The sequence below is a fragment of the Streptococcus sp. SM3 genome, assembly GCF_027497875.1.
Window position 1 is genome coordinate 14,839 of sequence record NZ_JAJNSA010000022.1, and the last position, 16,340, is coordinate 31,178.

16 protein-coding genes are annotated in these 16,340 nt (G+C 45.1%); 10 read left to right on the forward strand and 6 right to left on the reverse strand.

Annotation, left to right across the window (positions count from 1 at the left end; all coding sequences use genetic code 11):
- The first annotated feature begins 53 nt into the window (after positions 1 to 53).
- The 7 genes from PAN06_RS05430 to dtd all read left to right on the forward strand — a co-directional run bounded on the left by PAN06_RS05430 (position 54) and on the right by dtd (position 6,429).
- Positions 54 to 524, forward strand: a complete 471-nt coding sequence (locus tag PAN06_RS05430) for a DUF3013 family protein (RefSeq protein WP_049473119.1) — start codon at positions 54 to 56, stop codon at positions 522 to 524.
- 12 nt (positions 525 to 536) lie between these two features.
- Positions 537 to 977, forward strand: coding sequence for an NUDIX hydrolase (locus PAN06_RS05435; RefSeq protein WP_269795793.1), 441 nt, complete (start codon positions 537 to 539; stop codon positions 975 to 977).
- Positions 974 to 1,447 carry a GNAT family N-acetyltransferase gene (locus PAN06_RS05440; protein ID WP_269795794.1) on the forward strand — a complete coding sequence of 158 codons (474 nt, stop codon included), beginning with the start codon at positions 974 to 976 and terminating at the stop codon, positions 1,445 to 1,447. Before PAN06_RS05435 ends, PAN06_RS05440 begins: the two co-directional genes overlap by 4 nt.
- 137 nt (positions 1,448 to 1,584) lie before the next feature.
- Positions 1,585 to 2,535 carry a 50S ribosomal protein L11 methyltransferase gene (gene prmA / locus PAN06_RS05445; protein ID WP_269795804.1) on the forward strand — a complete coding sequence of 317 codons (951 nt, stop codon included), beginning with the start codon at positions 1,585 to 1,587 and terminating at the stop codon, positions 2,533 to 2,535.
- Position 2,536: 1 nt separating this feature from the next.
- Positions 2,537 to 3,280 (forward strand): 16S rRNA (uracil(1498)-N(3))-methyltransferase, encoded by a 744-nt coding sequence (locus PAN06_RS05450; protein ID WP_269795795.1) that lies wholly within the window; start codon positions 2,537 to 2,539, stop codon positions 3,278 to 3,280.
- 172 nt (positions 3,281 to 3,452) lie between these two features.
- On the forward strand, positions 3,453 to 5,672 hold the full coding sequence (locus PAN06_RS05455) for a bifunctional (p)ppGpp synthetase/guanosine-3',5'-bis(diphosphate) 3'-pyrophosphohydrolase (protein ID WP_013904522.1): 2,220 nt from the start codon (positions 3,453 to 3,455) through the stop codon (positions 5,670 to 5,672).
- Between the two features lie 313 nt (positions 5,673 to 5,985).
- Complete coding sequence (gene dtd, locus PAN06_RS05460) at positions 5,986 to 6,429, forward strand: D-aminoacyl-tRNA deacylase (protein ID WP_269795796.1); 444 nt, start codon at positions 5,986 to 5,988, stop codon at positions 6,427 to 6,429.
- Positions 6,430 to 6,450: 21 nt separating this feature from the next.
- Here dtd and PAN06_RS05465 read toward each other — a convergent pair whose 3' ends face one another.
- Positions 6,451 to 7,104 carry a metal-dependent transcriptional regulator gene (locus PAN06_RS05465; RefSeq protein ID WP_269795797.1) on the reverse strand — a complete coding sequence of 218 codons (654 nt, stop codon included), beginning with the start codon at positions 7,102 to 7,104 and terminating at the stop codon, positions 6,451 to 6,453.
- A 124-nt stretch (positions 7,105 to 7,228) separates the two neighbouring features.
- On the opposite strand from PAN06_RS05465, the gene PAN06_RS05470 reads away from it, so the two are divergent.
- Positions 7,229 to 8,254: a DUF3114 domain-containing protein gene (locus tag PAN06_RS05470; RefSeq protein WP_269795798.1), complete on the forward strand. Its 1,026-nt coding sequence runs from the start codon at positions 7,229 to 7,231 to the stop codon at positions 8,252 to 8,254.
- A 282-nt stretch (positions 8,255 to 8,536) separates the two neighbouring features.
- On the opposite strand, the gene tpx is transcribed toward PAN06_RS05470, so the two are convergent.
- The 4 genes from tpx to PAN06_RS05490 all read right to left on the reverse strand — a co-directional run bounded on the left by tpx (position 8,537) and on the right by PAN06_RS05490 (position 11,615).
- On the reverse strand, positions 8,537 to 9,031 hold the full coding sequence (gene tpx, locus PAN06_RS05475; protein ID WP_049518613.1) for a thiol peroxidase: 495 nt from the start codon (positions 9,029 to 9,031) through the stop codon (positions 8,537 to 8,539).
- Positions 9,032 to 9,109: 78 nt separating this feature from the next.
- Positions 9,110 to 10,042 carry a metal ABC transporter substrate-binding lipoprotein/fibrin-binding adhesin FimA gene (gene fimA, locus PAN06_RS05480; RefSeq protein WP_269795799.1) on the reverse strand — a complete coding sequence of 311 codons (933 nt, stop codon included), beginning with the start codon at positions 10,040 to 10,042 and terminating at the stop codon, positions 9,110 to 9,112.
- Between the two features lie 11 nt (positions 10,043 to 10,053).
- Entirely contained in the window at positions 10,054 to 10,896 is an 843-nt protein-coding gene (locus PAN06_RS05485) for a metal ABC transporter permease (RefSeq protein WP_070505336.1), read from the reverse strand.
- A complete protein-coding gene (locus PAN06_RS05490; protein ID WP_269795800.1) occupies positions 10,893 to 11,615 on the reverse strand; it encodes a metal ABC transporter ATP-binding protein in 723 nt (240 codons plus the stop codon). The genes PAN06_RS05485 and PAN06_RS05490 overlap by 4 nt, the downstream gene beginning before the upstream one ends.
- 148 nt (positions 11,616 to 11,763) lie before the next feature.
- On the opposite strand from PAN06_RS05490, the gene PAN06_RS05495 reads away from it, so the two are divergent.
- Positions 11,764 to 13,659, forward strand: a complete 1,896-nt coding sequence (locus tag PAN06_RS05495; RefSeq protein WP_269795801.1) for a M13-type metalloendopeptidase — start codon at positions 11,764 to 11,766, stop codon at positions 13,657 to 13,659.
- Positions 13,660 to 14,063: 404 nt separating this feature from the next.
- Complete coding sequence (locus PAN06_RS05500) at positions 14,064 to 15,155, forward strand: glycerol dehydrogenase (protein WP_269795802.1); 1,092 nt, start codon at positions 14,064 to 14,066, stop codon at positions 15,153 to 15,155.
- 58 nt (positions 15,156 to 15,213) lie between these two features.
- Here PAN06_RS05500 and PAN06_RS05505 read toward each other — a convergent pair.
- On the reverse strand, positions 15,214 to 16,340 hold a 1,127-nt coding region (locus PAN06_RS05505; RefSeq protein WP_269795803.1), incomplete at its 5' end, for a DUF1958 domain-containing protein.

Below are 16,340 nucleotides of genomic sequence, written 5' to 3' on the forward strand. Positions count from 1 at the left end.
TAACTATTGTAACATATTCCGCTCTAAGAGTGGGAAATTAGAAAGAGGACGCTATGTCTAAATACGGATTTTTGGATGTTTTAGAAGAGGAGATGGACAAGGTTTTTCCCTTTGATTTTGAGATCAATTGGGATAAGAAAAACCACGCGGTAGAAGTGGCTTTTCTCTTGGAAGCGCAGAATACGGGAGGGGTTGCACTGGTTGATGAAGATGGCGAAGAGTCTGATGAGGATATTTTCTTTGAAGAAGCCGTGCTCTTCTACAATCCTGCCAAGTCTTATGTGGAAGAAGATGCCTATTTAACAGCGATTCCTTATGAGCCTAAAAAAGGCTTGTCTCGTGAATTTCTAGCTTATTTTGCGACTTTCCTCCGAGATACAGCTGAGCTGGCCTTGGATGAGCTCATGGATTTCTTAGCAGACGAAGAAGCAGAGAGCTTTGAGATCGTCTGGAACCAAGAAGTTTTTGAAGAAGGAAAAGTTGGCCTAGAAGAAAGCACCTTTTATCCCTATCCAAGATATTAGGAGAGAAAGCTCATGCTTGAGGATTGCTTAGAAGCACGGTTCGAATTTACGGGTTGTAAAATTGCCTTGATTTGTGAGGGGCAAATTTTGACCATCTTGCGTGATGATAAAGAGACTATTCCCTGGCCTAATCTGTGGGAGTTACCGGGCGGTGGCCGTGAAGAGGATGAGACCCCCTTTGAGTGCGTAGCGCGTGAAGTTTATGAAGAATTAAATATCCAACTGTCGAAAGATGACGTAATCTGGTCTCGGGTCTACCCCAGTATGCTAGATGAGAACAAGAAATCTGTCTTTTTAGTTGGGAAGTTGACGCAGGAACAGTTCGAAAGTATCATCTTTGGAGACGAGGGCCAGAGCTATAAATTAGTCAGCATTGAAGAGTTTTTGACATCAGATCGGGTTGTACCTCAACTACAGGGAAGATTGAGGGATTATTTGGAGGAGAGTTTATGATAAGACTTGAGAGAGCAGGGACGGAAGATTTAGAAACCATTATTGCCATTCAAAGAGCTAGTTTTAAAGCAGTTTATGACAAATACCAAGATGAATATGATCCCTATCTAGAAGATCGCGAGCGAATTAAATGGAAACTAGTCGAGCGTCCCAATAGCTATTACTACTTTGTAAAAAAAGATGAAGAAAAGATAGGTTTTTTACGAATTCAGACCAATGAAGAGTTAACGAAAGCTTGGTTGGGAACGGCAGCGATTTTGCCTCCGTATCAAGGAAAGGGGTATGGTTCTGAGGGATTGGAATTGCTGGAAAAGAAATTTCCAACTATCACACAATGGGATTTGTGTACGGTGTTACAGGATGCAGGCATGGTCGCGTTCTACGAGAAGAATGGTTACCATCAAACCCATATCGAGCCTGAAAAAGAAGGCATGGATATGGTCTACATGAAAAAATTGATAGAGAAATAGAAAGGATGGTTCGGTTAAATTTCTAAACTGAACCCGCCCTAAACACTGTGCCAAAAAGATAAACTTCTCATAGACACAAGTGTCTTCAGAGAGTTTCCTATTTTGGCTTTGTGTTTTACGGGCTTGGTATCTTAATGATGGAAACATGGCAAGAGTTAAAAGTTACAGTGAAGCGTGAGGGAGAGGAGTTGGTTTCCAATCTCTTGATCGAGCTAGGCGCCCAGGGTGTTGCGATTGAAGACAGTATGGACTATGTGGGCAACGTCGATCGCTTCGGTGAGATTTTCCCAGAGGTCGAGCAACAAGAAGAAATCGTGGTGACCGCCTACTATCCGGATACGGTTGATGTAGCAGTGGTTGAGGCTGACTTGAAGGCTCGTCTGACAGAATTGACAGACTTTATGGATCTGGGAGAGGTCAAGATGGGAACGACTGCCTTGGCTGAGGAAGACTGGGCCGACAACTGGAAGAAATACTATGAACCTGCTCGCATCACTCATGACTTGACCATCGTACCTTCATGGACAGACTATGAGGCGACTGCGGGAGAAAAGATTATCAAGCTGGATCCTGGTATGGCCTTTGGAACTGGGACCCACCCAACAACCAAGATGAGCCTTTTTGCCTTGGAGCAGGTCCTTCGTGGTGACGAAACAGTGCTGGATGTGGGGACAGGTTCAGGCGTCCTTTCTATTGCTAGCTCACTTCTAGGTGCCAAGGAAATCTTCGCCTATGACTTGGATGATGTGGCAGTTCGCGTTGCTCAGGAGAATATTGAACTCAACCCTGGCATGGAAAATATCCATGTAGCCCCAGGTGATTTGCTCAAAGGTGTGGAGATTGAAGCAGATGTTATCGTGGCCAATATCTTGGCGGATATCCTTATCCATCTGACGGACGATGCTTATCGCTTGGTCAAGGACGAAGGCTACCTCATCATGAGTGGCATTATCAAGGACAAGTGGGACATGGTGCGTGAGTCGGCCGAATCGGCTGGATTTTTCCTTGAAACCCACATGATCCAAGGGGAATGGAATGCCTGTGTCTTCAAGAAGACCAAGGATATCTCCGGTGTGATTGGAGGCTAGCATGCAGCAGTATTTTGTAAAAGGCTTGGCTGTCTCGCCTGTCACCATCGAGGACAAGGAAACCAGCAAGCACATGTTTCAGGTCATGCGCTTGAAAGAAGATGACCAGGTGACCCTAGTCTTTGATGATGGGATCAAGCGTTTGGCGCGCGTGGTCAATGTAGAGGCTCGTCAGTTGGAGCTAATCGAGGAATTAGCAGACAATGTGGAGCTGCCAGTCCAAGTGACCATCGCATCAGGCTTTCCCAAGGGAGACAAGCTCGAGTTTATCACTCAAAAAGTGACGGAACTCGGTGCCAGCCAGATCTGGGCCTTCCCTGCTGACTGGTCCGTTGCCAAGTGGGACGGCAAGAAATTGGGCAAAAAGGTCGAGAAGCTAGAAAAAATCGCCCTTGGAGCAGCAGAACAAAGCAAGCGGAATCTTGTTCCAAGCATTACCCTTTTTGAGAAAAAGGCAGATTTTCTAGCCCAACTGGACCAGTTTGACTCTATCGTAGTGGCTTATGAAGAGTCAGCCAAAGAAGGAGAGGCAGCAGCTTTACTTCAGTCGCTGACCGGACTAGAAGCTGGAAGCAAACTGCTCTTTATCTTTGGACCAGAGGGTGGTCTCTCACCTGCTGAAATTGAAAGTTTTGAAGCTAAAGGAGCAGTCCTTGCAGGATTTGGTCCTCGCATCCTACGAGCAGAAACCGCTCCACTCTACGCTCTCAGCGCAGTGAGTGTTGTTACAGAATTAATGAACTAACGAAGTGAAGAAATCGCTTCGTTATTTTTTTACAAAAAACTTTTACGAATGATGAAAGCAAGGTGGATCCCAGAATGATCTTCGAGTAGTAACCGTATATTAAAGTAGCTTCATTGGTTCCCATCTGCTTCTAAAAGTGTTAAAATAGTATCCAAGAAACTGGAGAAAATGAATGCCGAAAGAAGAGAATTTAACAGGGGACCAAGTCGTTGCCCTTACAAAAAAATATTTATCACCTGAGGATGTTGCTTTTGTGCAAAAGGCTTTGGTCTATGCAGTTGATTGCCATAGTGGTCAATTCCGTCAGTCTGGTGAGCCTTATATCATTCACCCGATTCAAGTGGCAGGAATCCTTGCTAAGCTGAAACTGGATGCTGTGACGGTTGCCTGTGGTTTTTTGCATGATGTCGTGGAAGATACGGACGCGACCTTGGATGATCTTGAGCGTGAATTTGGTCATGATGTGCGCGTGATCGTCGATGGGGTGACCAAGCTCGGGAAGGTCAAGTACAAGTCCCACGAAGAGCAGTTGGCGGAAAACCACCGCAAGATGCTTATGGCCATGTCTCAAGATATCCGTGTGATTTTGGTTAAATTGGCTGACCGCTTGCATAATATGCGCACCTTGAAGCATTTGCGCAAGGATAAGCAAGAACGCATTTCGCGTGAGACCATGGAGATTTATGCGCCACTGGCTCACCGTCTCGGGATTTCTAGCGTCAAGTGGGAGCTTGAAGATTTGTCTTTCCGTTATTTGAATGAGACAGAATTCTACAAGATTTCTCACATGATGAAGGAAAAGCGTCGCGAGCGAGAAGAGTTGGTCGAAGAGGTTGTCCACAAGATTGAGACCTATGCAGGGGAACGCCATTTGCATGGAAAAATTTATGGCCGACCAAAGCATATCTACTCGATCTACCGCAAGATGCAGGATAAGAAGAAGCGCTTTGATGAAATCTATGACTTGATTGCCATCCGCTGTATCCTGGATACTCCAAGTGATGTCTATGCCATGCTGGGCTACATCCATGAGCTCTGGAAACCGATGCCGGGGCGTTTTAAGGACTATATTGCCAACCGGAAGGCCAATGGCTACCAGTCCATCCATACGACTGTCTACGGCCCTAAAGGACCGATTGAATTCCAGATCCGAACCAAGGAGATGCACGAGGTTGCCGAATACGGGGTTGCCGCTCACTGGGCTTACAAAAAAGGGATCAAGGGCCAAGTCAACAGCAAGGAATCTGCCATTGGGATGAACTGGATCAAGGAGATGATGGAGCTCCAAGACCAGTCAGGCGACGCCAAAGAATTTGTTGAAAATGTAAAAGAAGATATTCTAGCGGAAGAAATTTATGTCTTCACACCAGACGGAACCGTGCGCTCGCTTCCCAAAGATTCCGGACCGATCGATTTTGCTTATGAAATCCACACCAAAGTTGGGGAAAAAGCGATTGGTGCCAAGGTCAACGGCCGGATGGTGCCCCTCAATACCAAACTTCGGACGGGAGATCAGGTAGAGATTATCACCAATGCCAATTCCTTTGGTCCGAGTCGTGACTGGTTGACCCTTGTTAAAACTAGCAAGGCGCGCAACAAGATCCGTCAATTCTTTAAAAATCAAGACAAGGAATTGTCGATTAACCGTGGCCGTGACCTCTTGATGGCCCAATTCCACGAGCATGACTTGGTAGCCAATAAGTTCATGGATAAAAAGCACATGGACAAAGTGCTACAAAAATCAAGCTATAAGACAGAAGAAGCCTTGTTTGCGGCGATTGGTTTTGGAGAGATTGGGGCTATTACCATCTTTAACCGCTTGACGGAGGATGAACGCCGAGAAGAAGAGCGGGCCAAGGCACGCGCAGAAGCAGAAGAGCTGGTCAAAGGTGGCGAGGTCAAGGTTGAAAATAAAAAAGACACCTTGAAGGTCCGTCATGAAGGTGGCGTGGTTATCCAAGGAGCTTCTGGACTCTTGATTCGGATTGCTAAGTGCTGTAATCCAGTTCCAGGCGATGAAATTGTCGGTTACATTACCAAAGGGCGTGGTGTCGCGATTCACCGTCGAGACTGTATGAATCTTCGCGCTCAAGACAACTACGAACAACGCTTGATCGATGTAGAATGGGAAGATAACAATACGACTAAAGACTATATCGCCCATATCGATATTTACGGACTCAACCGTGCCGGACTTCTTAACGATGTACTCCAAGTCCTCTCCAATACAGCTAAGATGATCTCAACTGTCAATGCCCAACCAACCAAAGACATGAAATTTGCCAATATCCACATTTCCTTTGGGATTCCGAACCTATCGATGTTGACAACGGTTGTGGATAAGATTAAGAGTGTGCCGGAGGTGTACTCTGTTAAGCGTACCAACGGCTAGTCGGCTACTCAGTTATCTTTTATTGCTTCGTTAGCTCGCCTCGCCGTACTACAGTACTGTCTTCGTCTCGCTGCCTCGCACTAAAAGCAACTGAACAGCCTTTACTTTTCAGATAGTGTGCCTGCGTCTCACTGCCTTGTCTGATGTCGATTTTCTTTGAAGAAGCTAGGATATGTTCAGAACTCTTTTATTGCTTGGTTAGCTCGCCTTGCCGTACTACAGTACTGTCTTCGTCTCGCTGCCTTGTCTGAAGTTGATGTTCTTTGAAGGTTAGTAGTGAATGTCAAATAGATTTATAAAATAGGATAATAAAATGAAATTAGTAATTCAACGGGTCAAGAGTGCCTCGGTTTCCATTGATGGTCAAGTCTACAATGCGATCCAGCAAGGTTTGCTGCTCTTAGTGGGAGTGGGGCCTGAGGATGACCAGAAGGATTTAGACTATGCGGTCCGCAAGGTATCGCAGATGCGTATTTTCTCAGATGAGGAAGATAAGATGAATCTTTCAGTCAAAGATATCCAAGGAGAAATCTTGTCGATCTCTCAATTTACCCTCTTTGCGGAGACAAAAAAAGGCAACCGTCCTGCTTTTACAGGGGCTGCCAAGCCAGATATGGCCAGTCAGTTATATGATGCCTTTAATGATCAATTAGAAAAAGAAGTCCCTGTCAAACGAGGGATCTTTGGGGCCGATATGGCGATTGAATTGATCAATGATGGTCCAGTGACGATTTTGTTAGATACAAAAAATCCATAAGTAAGAAAACATGCAGTCGGTTTAGACTGCATGTTTTTCGATATAGAGTTGTTGGGCGATCACTTGGTTGATAGAAATTTCTTGTCCATGGATGATTAAGTGATAGAGGCCTGTGTAGTCATCATATCGTTGAAACGCGATAGTATTCCCAATCTGGAGATGGATCTGGTCTAAGAATTTTAGCAATTCATAGGTGTCATGGACCCTTTGCAGAATATACAGACCAGGCTCAGTCGTTTCACTAAGACGGTCTTGGTAGGCTTCGACAAGCCTTTTGCCTTTCTTTGGAATTGTCCCACCGTGAGGGCAGGTCTTAGGATTTCCAAGCATGTGATCCAGCTGGTCAATGAAATGTTCAGAAACGGTATGCTCGAGAACTTCTGCCTCTTCATGGACTTCTTCGGTTGTATAGCCAAGTTTTTCTAGAAGAAATACTTCGATCAAGCGGTGCTTGCGGTAGAGATCAGAGACCAACTGCGATCCTAGATCCGTTAGTAGATACCCATGGGTCTTATCTTTCACCAAGAGGCCCTCAGAGATCATACGCTTAATCATCTCGGTCACAGCGGGTGGAGAGACCTGCATGCGACTGGCGATTTCCTTGTTGCTGATTTTTTCTACTTCTGTGCCAATTTCATAAATGCACTTGAGGTAATCTTCTTTGTTTGGTGTCATGCTTTCCTCTTTTCTTCGCTCACTTCTAGTATATCAAAAATATCCTCAAAAACGCTAGTGGAGTAATGAGAATTGTCTCAAGCTCCAAAAGATGGTAGTATAGAAGCATAGAAAGGATGGCATCATGAACAGACGGGAATTAGCGAGACTAGGCTGGAGAGAGAATAGTTTAGCCTATCTAGAGAAGCACTTGCAGGGATACAAAGATCCACAAGCCTACCAAGAACAATACCAGTCTGTCTTTTTCTTTGCCAGTCCTCTGTTTCAAAATATGTGGTTTCAAGAGATCAAGGATCTAACGGAGACTGCTGCCCAAGACTTGCTGAGGGGCGTCATGAAAATTCTCCTAATGCCAAGTGACCTGTCTGGAACTTGTGAAGAAACAGCCTTTCTTCTGAGTAGAATGGCTCCAGATTGTCCACCAGGTTCCGACTTTTGGACGGCTTTTTCACGCGTCGTGCAAATCGCTTTTAAAAAGGATCCTTTAGCAGATCAGTCGGGAGACCAGCTCTTGAAACGCCAGGTTCACCAGTTGCGCTACCTACTTTCAAGTTACCAGGCACAATGGATTCGGACGCATGAGGCCAGAACTGGACAGACTGACGAGGAGGCCTTACAAGCTTACCTACAGGAGGCTAGAGCGGTCACGGTGGATGCTTATGCGGCTGCTCGTCTTCATAACAAGGTCTCCCTAAGGCCAGATGGTCACCTTCATTATCCATCAGGGGCCTCCCAACAAGTTAATTTCAAGGTCTTGTTAAATTTTCATACGGAGTATATTCTCGATCAAGCTGGGCATTTTCTCAATGAAGTTGATCCAATAGAAGTTTCTGAAAATGGCATTGTCAATGGTGCCAGTTTTAACTACGGCTTGGCTAGGGGCCGGACCCATAAGGGCTTGGATATTGATCCCGTCAAAGCTTGGGATCCAGCCTTTCGCAAGCAGGTCCTCTATCAGCAAGATGTTCGCTATCTAGCTCCGAAGAATGACCGAGGAGAGCAAGGTTATTGGAGTCGAAAAGGAGTTTTTGCACAGGGAGGTAAGAGCTATAAGCAACAAGTGGCAAAGCGCGTGCGAAGTTTCCTCAGAGGCATCCCTCGCTTACGCTGGCGGGTCCTCCTCCAGAATGGGCTCCATCGGATTTTATAGCAACGATAGAACTGTTATTTTACATAAAATAGCCTAAGAGATTCTTAAAAGAAGTTAAAACAGTTAAGTTCTTAGAGCTGATCTATCAGGTGATGGGCCTTTCCGCTGTGAGAAAAGTGCTTGAAACATGGTTGTTTCAAGTACTCGGGAGTTTTGAAACGTTAGGTTCAAAACTAAGTCATGGAACTTCCTAGAAGTTCGCTGACGTCCGTACTCACTAAAGGAAAGGTTCTGAACAGATTTTGTAGATATAGAAAAGAGGTCGCAGACCTCTTTTTATGTTTATCCAAGTGCTTTGACAGCTTCGATTGCAGCGTCATAATTGGGTTCGCTGTTGATGTTGTCTAGGTACTCAACGTAAGTCACCTTGTTGTCTGCATCTAAGACCAAGACAGCGCGCGCAAGCAAGTGCCATTCATTGATCAAGAGGCCATAAGCCTTCCCGAAGGAATGGTCGTAGTAGTCTGAGAGCATGATAGCATTGTCGAGCCCTTCAGCAGCGCACCACTTACCTTGAGCAAAAGGAAGGTCGACAGAGACCGTCAAGACGACAGTATCTTCCATATCCGATAAGGTTTGATTGAAGTGACGTGTTTGCATCGAACAGATACCTGTGTCGATGGATGGGATAATGCTGAGGACTTTTTTCTTGCCAGCAAAATTAGCTAAAGATTTCTTCTCAAGAGCTGGAGTGATCAATGAAAAATCATGGGCCATTTCCCCTACTTGAAGTTGAGATCCGGTAAAGGTCACAGGGTTTCCTAAAAATGTTGCCATAAAAAGACTCCTTTTTTGTTTTTATTGTACCGCAATACCGGTGGAGGGGCCACTGATTTGTTTAGAAATCTGAATGGTCTACTGACTCAATCCTTCTGCGATCTTGTCTAAATTCCACTTCATCATGCTGTAGTAGCTATCACCTTTTTCCCCTTCTTTGGCAATCGAGTCAGTAAAGATCTTTGCAAAGATAGGGATATTGGTATCCTTAGACACAGTTTTCATAGGACGCTCATCGACACTGGATTCAACAAAGAGGGCCGGTACTTTGGTTTGACGCAATTTCTCTACCAGCGTTTTGATTTGGTCAGGTGTGCCTTCTTCTTCCGTATTGATTTCCCAGATATAGGCAGATGGGACGCCGTAGGCTTTGGAGAAGTATTTGAAGCAGCCTTCGCTGGTTACAATCATCTTCTTATCTTCTGGGATATTGTTGAATTTTTGTTTGGCTTCTTGGTCGAGCTTACTGAGTTTTTCAGTATAAGCAGCTAGATTCTTTTCGTAGAAGTCCTTGTTTTTCGGATCTTTGGCGATCAATTGTTTGGCAATGTTTTTAGCGTAGATAATCCCATTTTCAAGGTTGAGCCAAGCATGAGGGTCTTCTTTTCCAGCTTGGTTTTGGCCTTCCAAGTAGATGACGTCGACTCCGTCGCTAGCTGCGAAATAGTCTTTGTTTTCAACTTTATTGGCATTTTTGACCAATTTAGTAAACCAAGCATTGCCACCGGTTTCGAGGTTGATCCCGTTGTAGAAGATGAGGTCTGCTTGCGAAGTCTTTTTGACATCTTCTGGAAGCGGTTCGTATTCGTGAGGATCTTTGCCGACAGGAACGATACTGTGCAGATCGATCTTATCCTCAGCAATATTTTTAGTCATATCTGCAAGGATGGAGTTGGTGGTAACCACCTTCAATTTATCGGATGAGGACTTGGAAGAAGAGCCTTTGCTACAGGCTAGAAGGCCGAATAAGAGCGCCACAAAGAGGGCGAGGATAGAAGCGGTTTTTTTCATGTGTTTCCCCTTTAATGAGATGAAAGAGCGTGCTTGTTCTTTCTCTGCTTAGGAGCGATAAAAAAGCTGATGAGAAAGAAGACGGCAGAAGTGAGGACAATACAAGATCCAACGGCGATGTTCAAGCTATAGCCAATAAAGAGTCCCAGAATGGATGCAAGAGCTCCTAGGCTAGAGGACAAAAGCATCATGGACCAGAGGTTATTGGCATAGAGGTAGGCCGTCGCAGCGGGTGTAATAAGCATGGCGACGATGAGAATGGTTCCGACACTTTGCATAGCAGTAACAGAAACCAATGTCAAGAGCACCATAAGGAGGTAGTGGTAGACCTTGACCCGGATGCCCATGGATTGAGCTAGAACGGGATCAAAAGAAGTGAGTAGCAAGGGGCGAAAGAGCAGGACAATTACCAGCAAGACCGCCACCCCAATACCGATGGTCATCCACATATCCTGGTCTTGCACGGCCAAGATATTCCCAAAGAGGATGTGGAAAAGGTCGGTGGAACTTTTTGCGACTCCAATCAGGATGACTCCTAAGGCGAGGAAAGAAGAAAAGGTAATCCCTATCGCTGTGTCGCTCTTGATGATGGAGTTGCTCTTGATATAGGTGATAAGGATGGAAGCTAGAAGCCCAAAGACAATGGCGCCAATAAAGAAATTGATGCCAAGGATAAAGGACAGGGCCACCCCTGGAAGGACTGCGTGCGAGATAGCATCTCCCATGAGAGACATGCCTCGCAAAATAATGAAGCATCCGACAGCTCCAGCGACAATACCGATGGCAATGGCTGTGATCAGGGCATTCTGTAAGAAGTGGAATTGCTGTAATCCATCGATAAATTCTGCAATCATCTGATTTCACCTCCTATAAAAAGTTCATGACCGTAAGCTGCGTGAAGATTCTCTTTGGTAAAGGTTTCCTCTGTTTTTCCAAAAGCGATCAGCTTGCGGTGAAGGAGGAGGACCTTGTCAAAATAAGCTGGGACCTTGCTGAGGTCGTGATGGACAATCAGGATGGTCTTGCCTTCTTGTTTCAAGGTCTGGAGGGTCTGCATGATGATGTCTTCGCTGACGGAGTCAATCCCTGCGAAGGGCTCATCCAAAAAGATGACATCCGCTTCTTGGACTAGGCAACGGGCAATCAGCACCCGTTGGAATTGCCCTCCCGAAAGCTGGCCAATCTGGCGATCTGCTAGATCAAGAAGATTGACAAGTTTCAAGGCATTTTCCACTTTTTTGAGGTCCTCTTTGCTTTTTCGCTTGAAGATAGAAAGATGGGGATAGAGACCCAGTGAGACACACTCCCGCACCGTGATGGGGAAGTGGAAATCAATAGCGGATTTCTGTTCGACGTAGGCCACTCGTTGAAGAACTTGGCTGAGATCTTTTTGATCGAGCTGGACCTTTCCCGAATGGGGGAGAAGTCCTAGCATGGCCTTGATCAGGGTTGATTTCCCAGCTCCGTTGGGCCCAAGAATTCCTAGGATGGTTGGCCCCTGGATGGTGAGGGAAAGATCCTCCAAGGCCAGTGTTTGCTGGTAGGCAACACTTAGATGTTCAATTTGAATCATGATTTTGCTCCTTTAGTATTAATATACATGAATAAAAAAATTAAGTCAAGTTAATTTTTAAAATAATTTAGATTAACTTACTTGTAATCATTGAAAAAAGTTCCTATTTTTGATAAGGTTATTAGAAAAGAATGAAAGCGAGAAGATCATGGTACGTTTACAAGATGATTTTTATGATTACGTCAATGGGGAATGGGCTGAGACAGCTGTGATCCCTGATGACAAACCGTCAACTGGTGGTTTTATGGACTTGATCCAAGATATCGAAAACTTGATGTTGGATATCACTGGAAAATGGCAACGAGGAGAAGAGCTGCCTGAAGACAGCATTCTGCAAAACTTTGTCAAATACCACAAAATGGTGGCAGATTTTGATGCGCGAGAAGCAGCTGGTGTAGCACCAGTCATGCCCTTGATCAATGAAATCAAGGCCTTGTCTTCTTTTGAAGACTATACCAGCAAGTTGGGCACCTATGAACTAGCTGGCAAACCAAATCTCATGCCATTTAGCGTGTCACCAGACTTTATGAATGCCCAAATGAATGTCTTGTGGGGAGAGTCTCTTGCTCTCATCTTGCCAGATACAACCTATTATGAAGAAGGCAACGAAAAAGGCCCAGAATTACTGGCTATCTGGCGCCAAATGATGGAAAAACTCTTACCTAAATTTGAATTCTCAGAGGCAGAAATCAAGGATATCCTGGATAAGGTCATTGCGGCGGATGCAGAATTGGCCAAATATGTCTTGTCAAATGAAGAAAGATCCGAGTACAACAAACTCTATCATCCTTATGAGTGGGCAGATTTCAAGGCCTTGGTCCCAGAATTGCCACTCGATGCCTTCTTTACTGAAGTGATCGGACAAACACCAGATAAAATCATCGTGCCAGAAGAGCGTTTCTGGAAGGAATTCGCACCAAAATACTACTCGGCAGCCAACTGGGAAACCATTCATGCCAAATTGAAACTCAGTGCAGCTCTTTCTTGGACGTCTTTCTTGACTGAAGAAATCCGTGTCTTATCTGGTGAGTATAGCCGTACGATTACAGGGACACCAGAAGCCCGTCCGAAAGAAAAAGCCGCTTTGGCTTTGGCAGAAGGACCTTATAGCCAAGCACTTGGCCTTTGGTATGCAGGAGAAAAATTCTCACCAGAGGCGAAAGCAGACGTAGAGCATAAAGTAGCGACCATGATTGAAGTCTACAAGGATCGCTTAGAAAAAGCAGACTGGCTCGCTCCTGAAACTCGTGAAAAAGCCATTGTCAAGCTCAATGTCATCACACCACATATCGGCTACCCTGAAAAATTACCTGAAACATACGCCAAAAAGATCATCGACGAAAGCAAGACCTTGGTTGAAAATGCTCAAGCCCTTTACGAAATTTCCATTGCCCATACTTGGAGCAAGTGGAACCAACCGGTTGATCGAAGCGAATGGCACATGCCAGCCCATCTGGTCAATGCTTACTATGATCCGCAACAGAACCAAATCGTCTTCCCAGCAGCGATTTTACAAGCACCTTTCTATGACCTTCACCAATCATCATCAGCCAACTACGGCGGAATCGGTGCAGTCATTGCCCATGAAATCTCCCACGCCTTTGACACCAATGGAGCATCCTTTGACGAGCATGGTAGCTTGAAAGACTGGTGGAAACCAGAAGATTACGAAGCCTTTACCGCTCGGACTCAAAAGGTCATCGATCAGTTCGAAGGTCAAGACTCTTACGGTGCCAAGATCAACGGGAAATTGACCGTTTCTGAAAACGTAGCAGACCTCGGAGGTATCGCTGCAGCCCTTGAGGCAGCGAAGAAAGAGGAAGATTTCTCAGCAGAAGAATTCTTCACCAACTTTGCTCGCATCTGGCGCATGAAAGCTCGGACAGAGTACATGCAACTCCTCGCAAGTGTCGATGTCCACGCACCAGGAAAACTACGTACCAATGTTCAATTACCAAACTTTGACGAATTCTTTGAAACCTTTGATGTCAAAGAAGGCGACGGCATGTGGCGCGCACCAGAAGACCGCGTGATCATTTGGTAGTCTAAGATACTAAGCCCGTAAAAAAAGCGAGAAGAAAATAGGAGATTGACCATGTGGGCCATGCCCACCAGGCAATCTCTCCTTTTCTCGACGCTTTTAGGGCGAGTTCAATTTCGCGATACTAGATTTGTTGATCAAAGGAAGTAGTCTCGACTTCAGTTAAGCCATTGATTGATTTTCTCAATGCTTGTAAAAAAATAAAAATCCCCAAAGCCAAGTTTCAATCTACTGAAACTAGCTTTGGGGATTTTTGATAATAAGATTCATCAAATAAAAATGAAACGCTTCCAATGACTGCGTGAACAGATAAATTTAATTGATTGGAGCCTTGTATAATTCTTTGAATTTCATAGAAATAAATGCTACTATGAGTGTGAACTAAATAAATTTTAAAGGAGCAGACTATGAGAAATTTTGCAAGTCCGTCACGTTACATTCAAGGTGAGAATGCCTTATTTGAAAATGCGCAATCTATTTCAGAATTAGGGACTCACCCTGTTTTGCTATGTGATTCAGTGGTCTATGATATTGTAGGGAAGCGTTTTGAAGAATACCTTGGTCAAAATGGGCTCACGGTTTTACCAGTCTTCTTTAATGGAGAAGCTTCTGATAACGAAATCAATCGTGTGGTTAGTTTGGCAGAAGAAAATGGCTGTGATTTGGTCATTGGACTTGGTGGAGGAAAGACCATCGATAGTGCGAAAGCTATTGCCGATCTTTTAAAATCACCAGTTGTGATTGCCCCTACCATTGCCTCTACAGATGCTCCCGTTTCCGCTTTGTCAGTTATCTACACGGATGAAGGTGCCTTTGCTCGCTATATTTTCTATTCTAAAAACCCAGAATTGGTCTTGGTGGATAGCAAAGTCATCTCTCAAGCACCAAAACGTTTGCTCGCTTCTGGAATCGCAGATGGATTAGCGACTTGGGTCGAAGCGCGTGCGGTAATGCAAGCCAATGGAAAAACCATGTTGGGTCAACGACAAACCTTAGCGGGTGTCGCCATTGCACAACGTTGTGAAGAAACCTTATTTGCTGATGGACTCCAAGCCATGGCTGCTTGTGAAGCCAAAGTCGTAACCCCTGCTCTTGAAAACATCATTGAAGCCAATACCCTTCTTAGTGGTATTGGGTTTGAAAGTGGTGGGTTAGCAGCTGCCCATGCCATCCATAATGGCTTTACAGCCCTTACTGGGGACATCCACCATTTGACTCACGGTGAAAAAGTAGCCTACGGAACGTTAGTTCAATTGTTCTTAGAAAACCGTCCTAAGGAAGAATTGAATAAATACATTCGTTTCTATCAACAAATCGGTATGCCAACCACTCTGAAAGAAATGCATCTTGAAACTGCAAGTTATGAAGATCTTCTCAAGGTTGGCCAACAGGCCACCATCGAAGGAGAAACCATCCATCAAATGCCATTTGAAGTGAAGGCTTCTGATATTGCCCAAGCCATCGTAGCAGTAGATGCCTACGTTCAAGGTTTGGCCTAAGATGGCTTTGTCGACAAACCAAGAACTCCCATACCTTATGGTAATGGGAGTTCTTTTCCTATTTTCTTCTATTTGGATCGGTTTGTTTAAAGATCAGGTATAAAATTCCGGCAGGCAGGAAGCAGAAGATCCACATGATATCGAATCCCTTGCTTTTACTGCTAGAGGTCGTTGCTTTAGACTCACTTACAGCCACTCCCGGTTTAATGCTTGGAGATACCTGTTGTAAGCCGTTCTGGACGACTAGGCGGTTGTCTTCCAGTTTTAGCGCTGGCTTCGTCCCCTTCTTAACGGTCGCATAGAAGTCTTGCTTCAAGTGAATGGTCTTCCCGTCGATGGTATGGTCGCCTACAGAAAGGATTTTTTTATACTGGTAGTCTGCGAACATTTTCTCAGCCAGGGTATTTCCGATCTGATTGCGGTAGCTTTCGGCGATCTCGACATCGTAGTTTCCAACCCCCAAAATGACTTCGATAATCCGCTGTTTACCCCGCTTGGTTGTCGCGGTGTAGTTGTAGTCAGCAGTCGGGCTGGATCCAGTTTTGAGTCCATCTGTTCCTTTAAGGGCGAATTTTCCACCTTCGAGGGAAGTGTTGTAATTATCGTAGCTTTGCTCGTAAGGGGTTCCTTCCATGATCGTAGTATGAGCTTGCTTGGTGTATTCCAACATTTCTGGCAGGTCGTTTACGATGTGATAAGCCAGAATAGACATGTCCCGCGCTGTGATTTCGTTATTGGCATTGACGTCGTAGCGCTGAGGATTGTAGTAGCCCTGAAGGACCGAAATCATCGCCCCATTTGGATTGTGCCATTTGGTATGGCTCATCCCCATTTCTTGTGCGTACTGATTCATTAAGTCCAAAAACTTATCGGGATCATTGTCAGTAACGGCGTTGGCCAGCATAATCACGGCCGCACTGGAAGATGGAACAAAGAGCATCTTGATCAATTCAGATACTTTGTAGTCAACACCAGCTACAATAGGTGAGTTACTTAACAGATTGTTTTCCGAGATGGCTTGGTCTGCCTCTGTTGCTGTGACAACGGTATCATATTTGATCTTGCCTTCTTTGAGGGCCCGAAAGACTACATAGGCACTCATGAGTTTGGCCATGCTTCCTGAGTCCCGGACCGTGTCGATATTGTCTCCGTACAATATAGCTCCAGTATTGGCGTCGATGACGA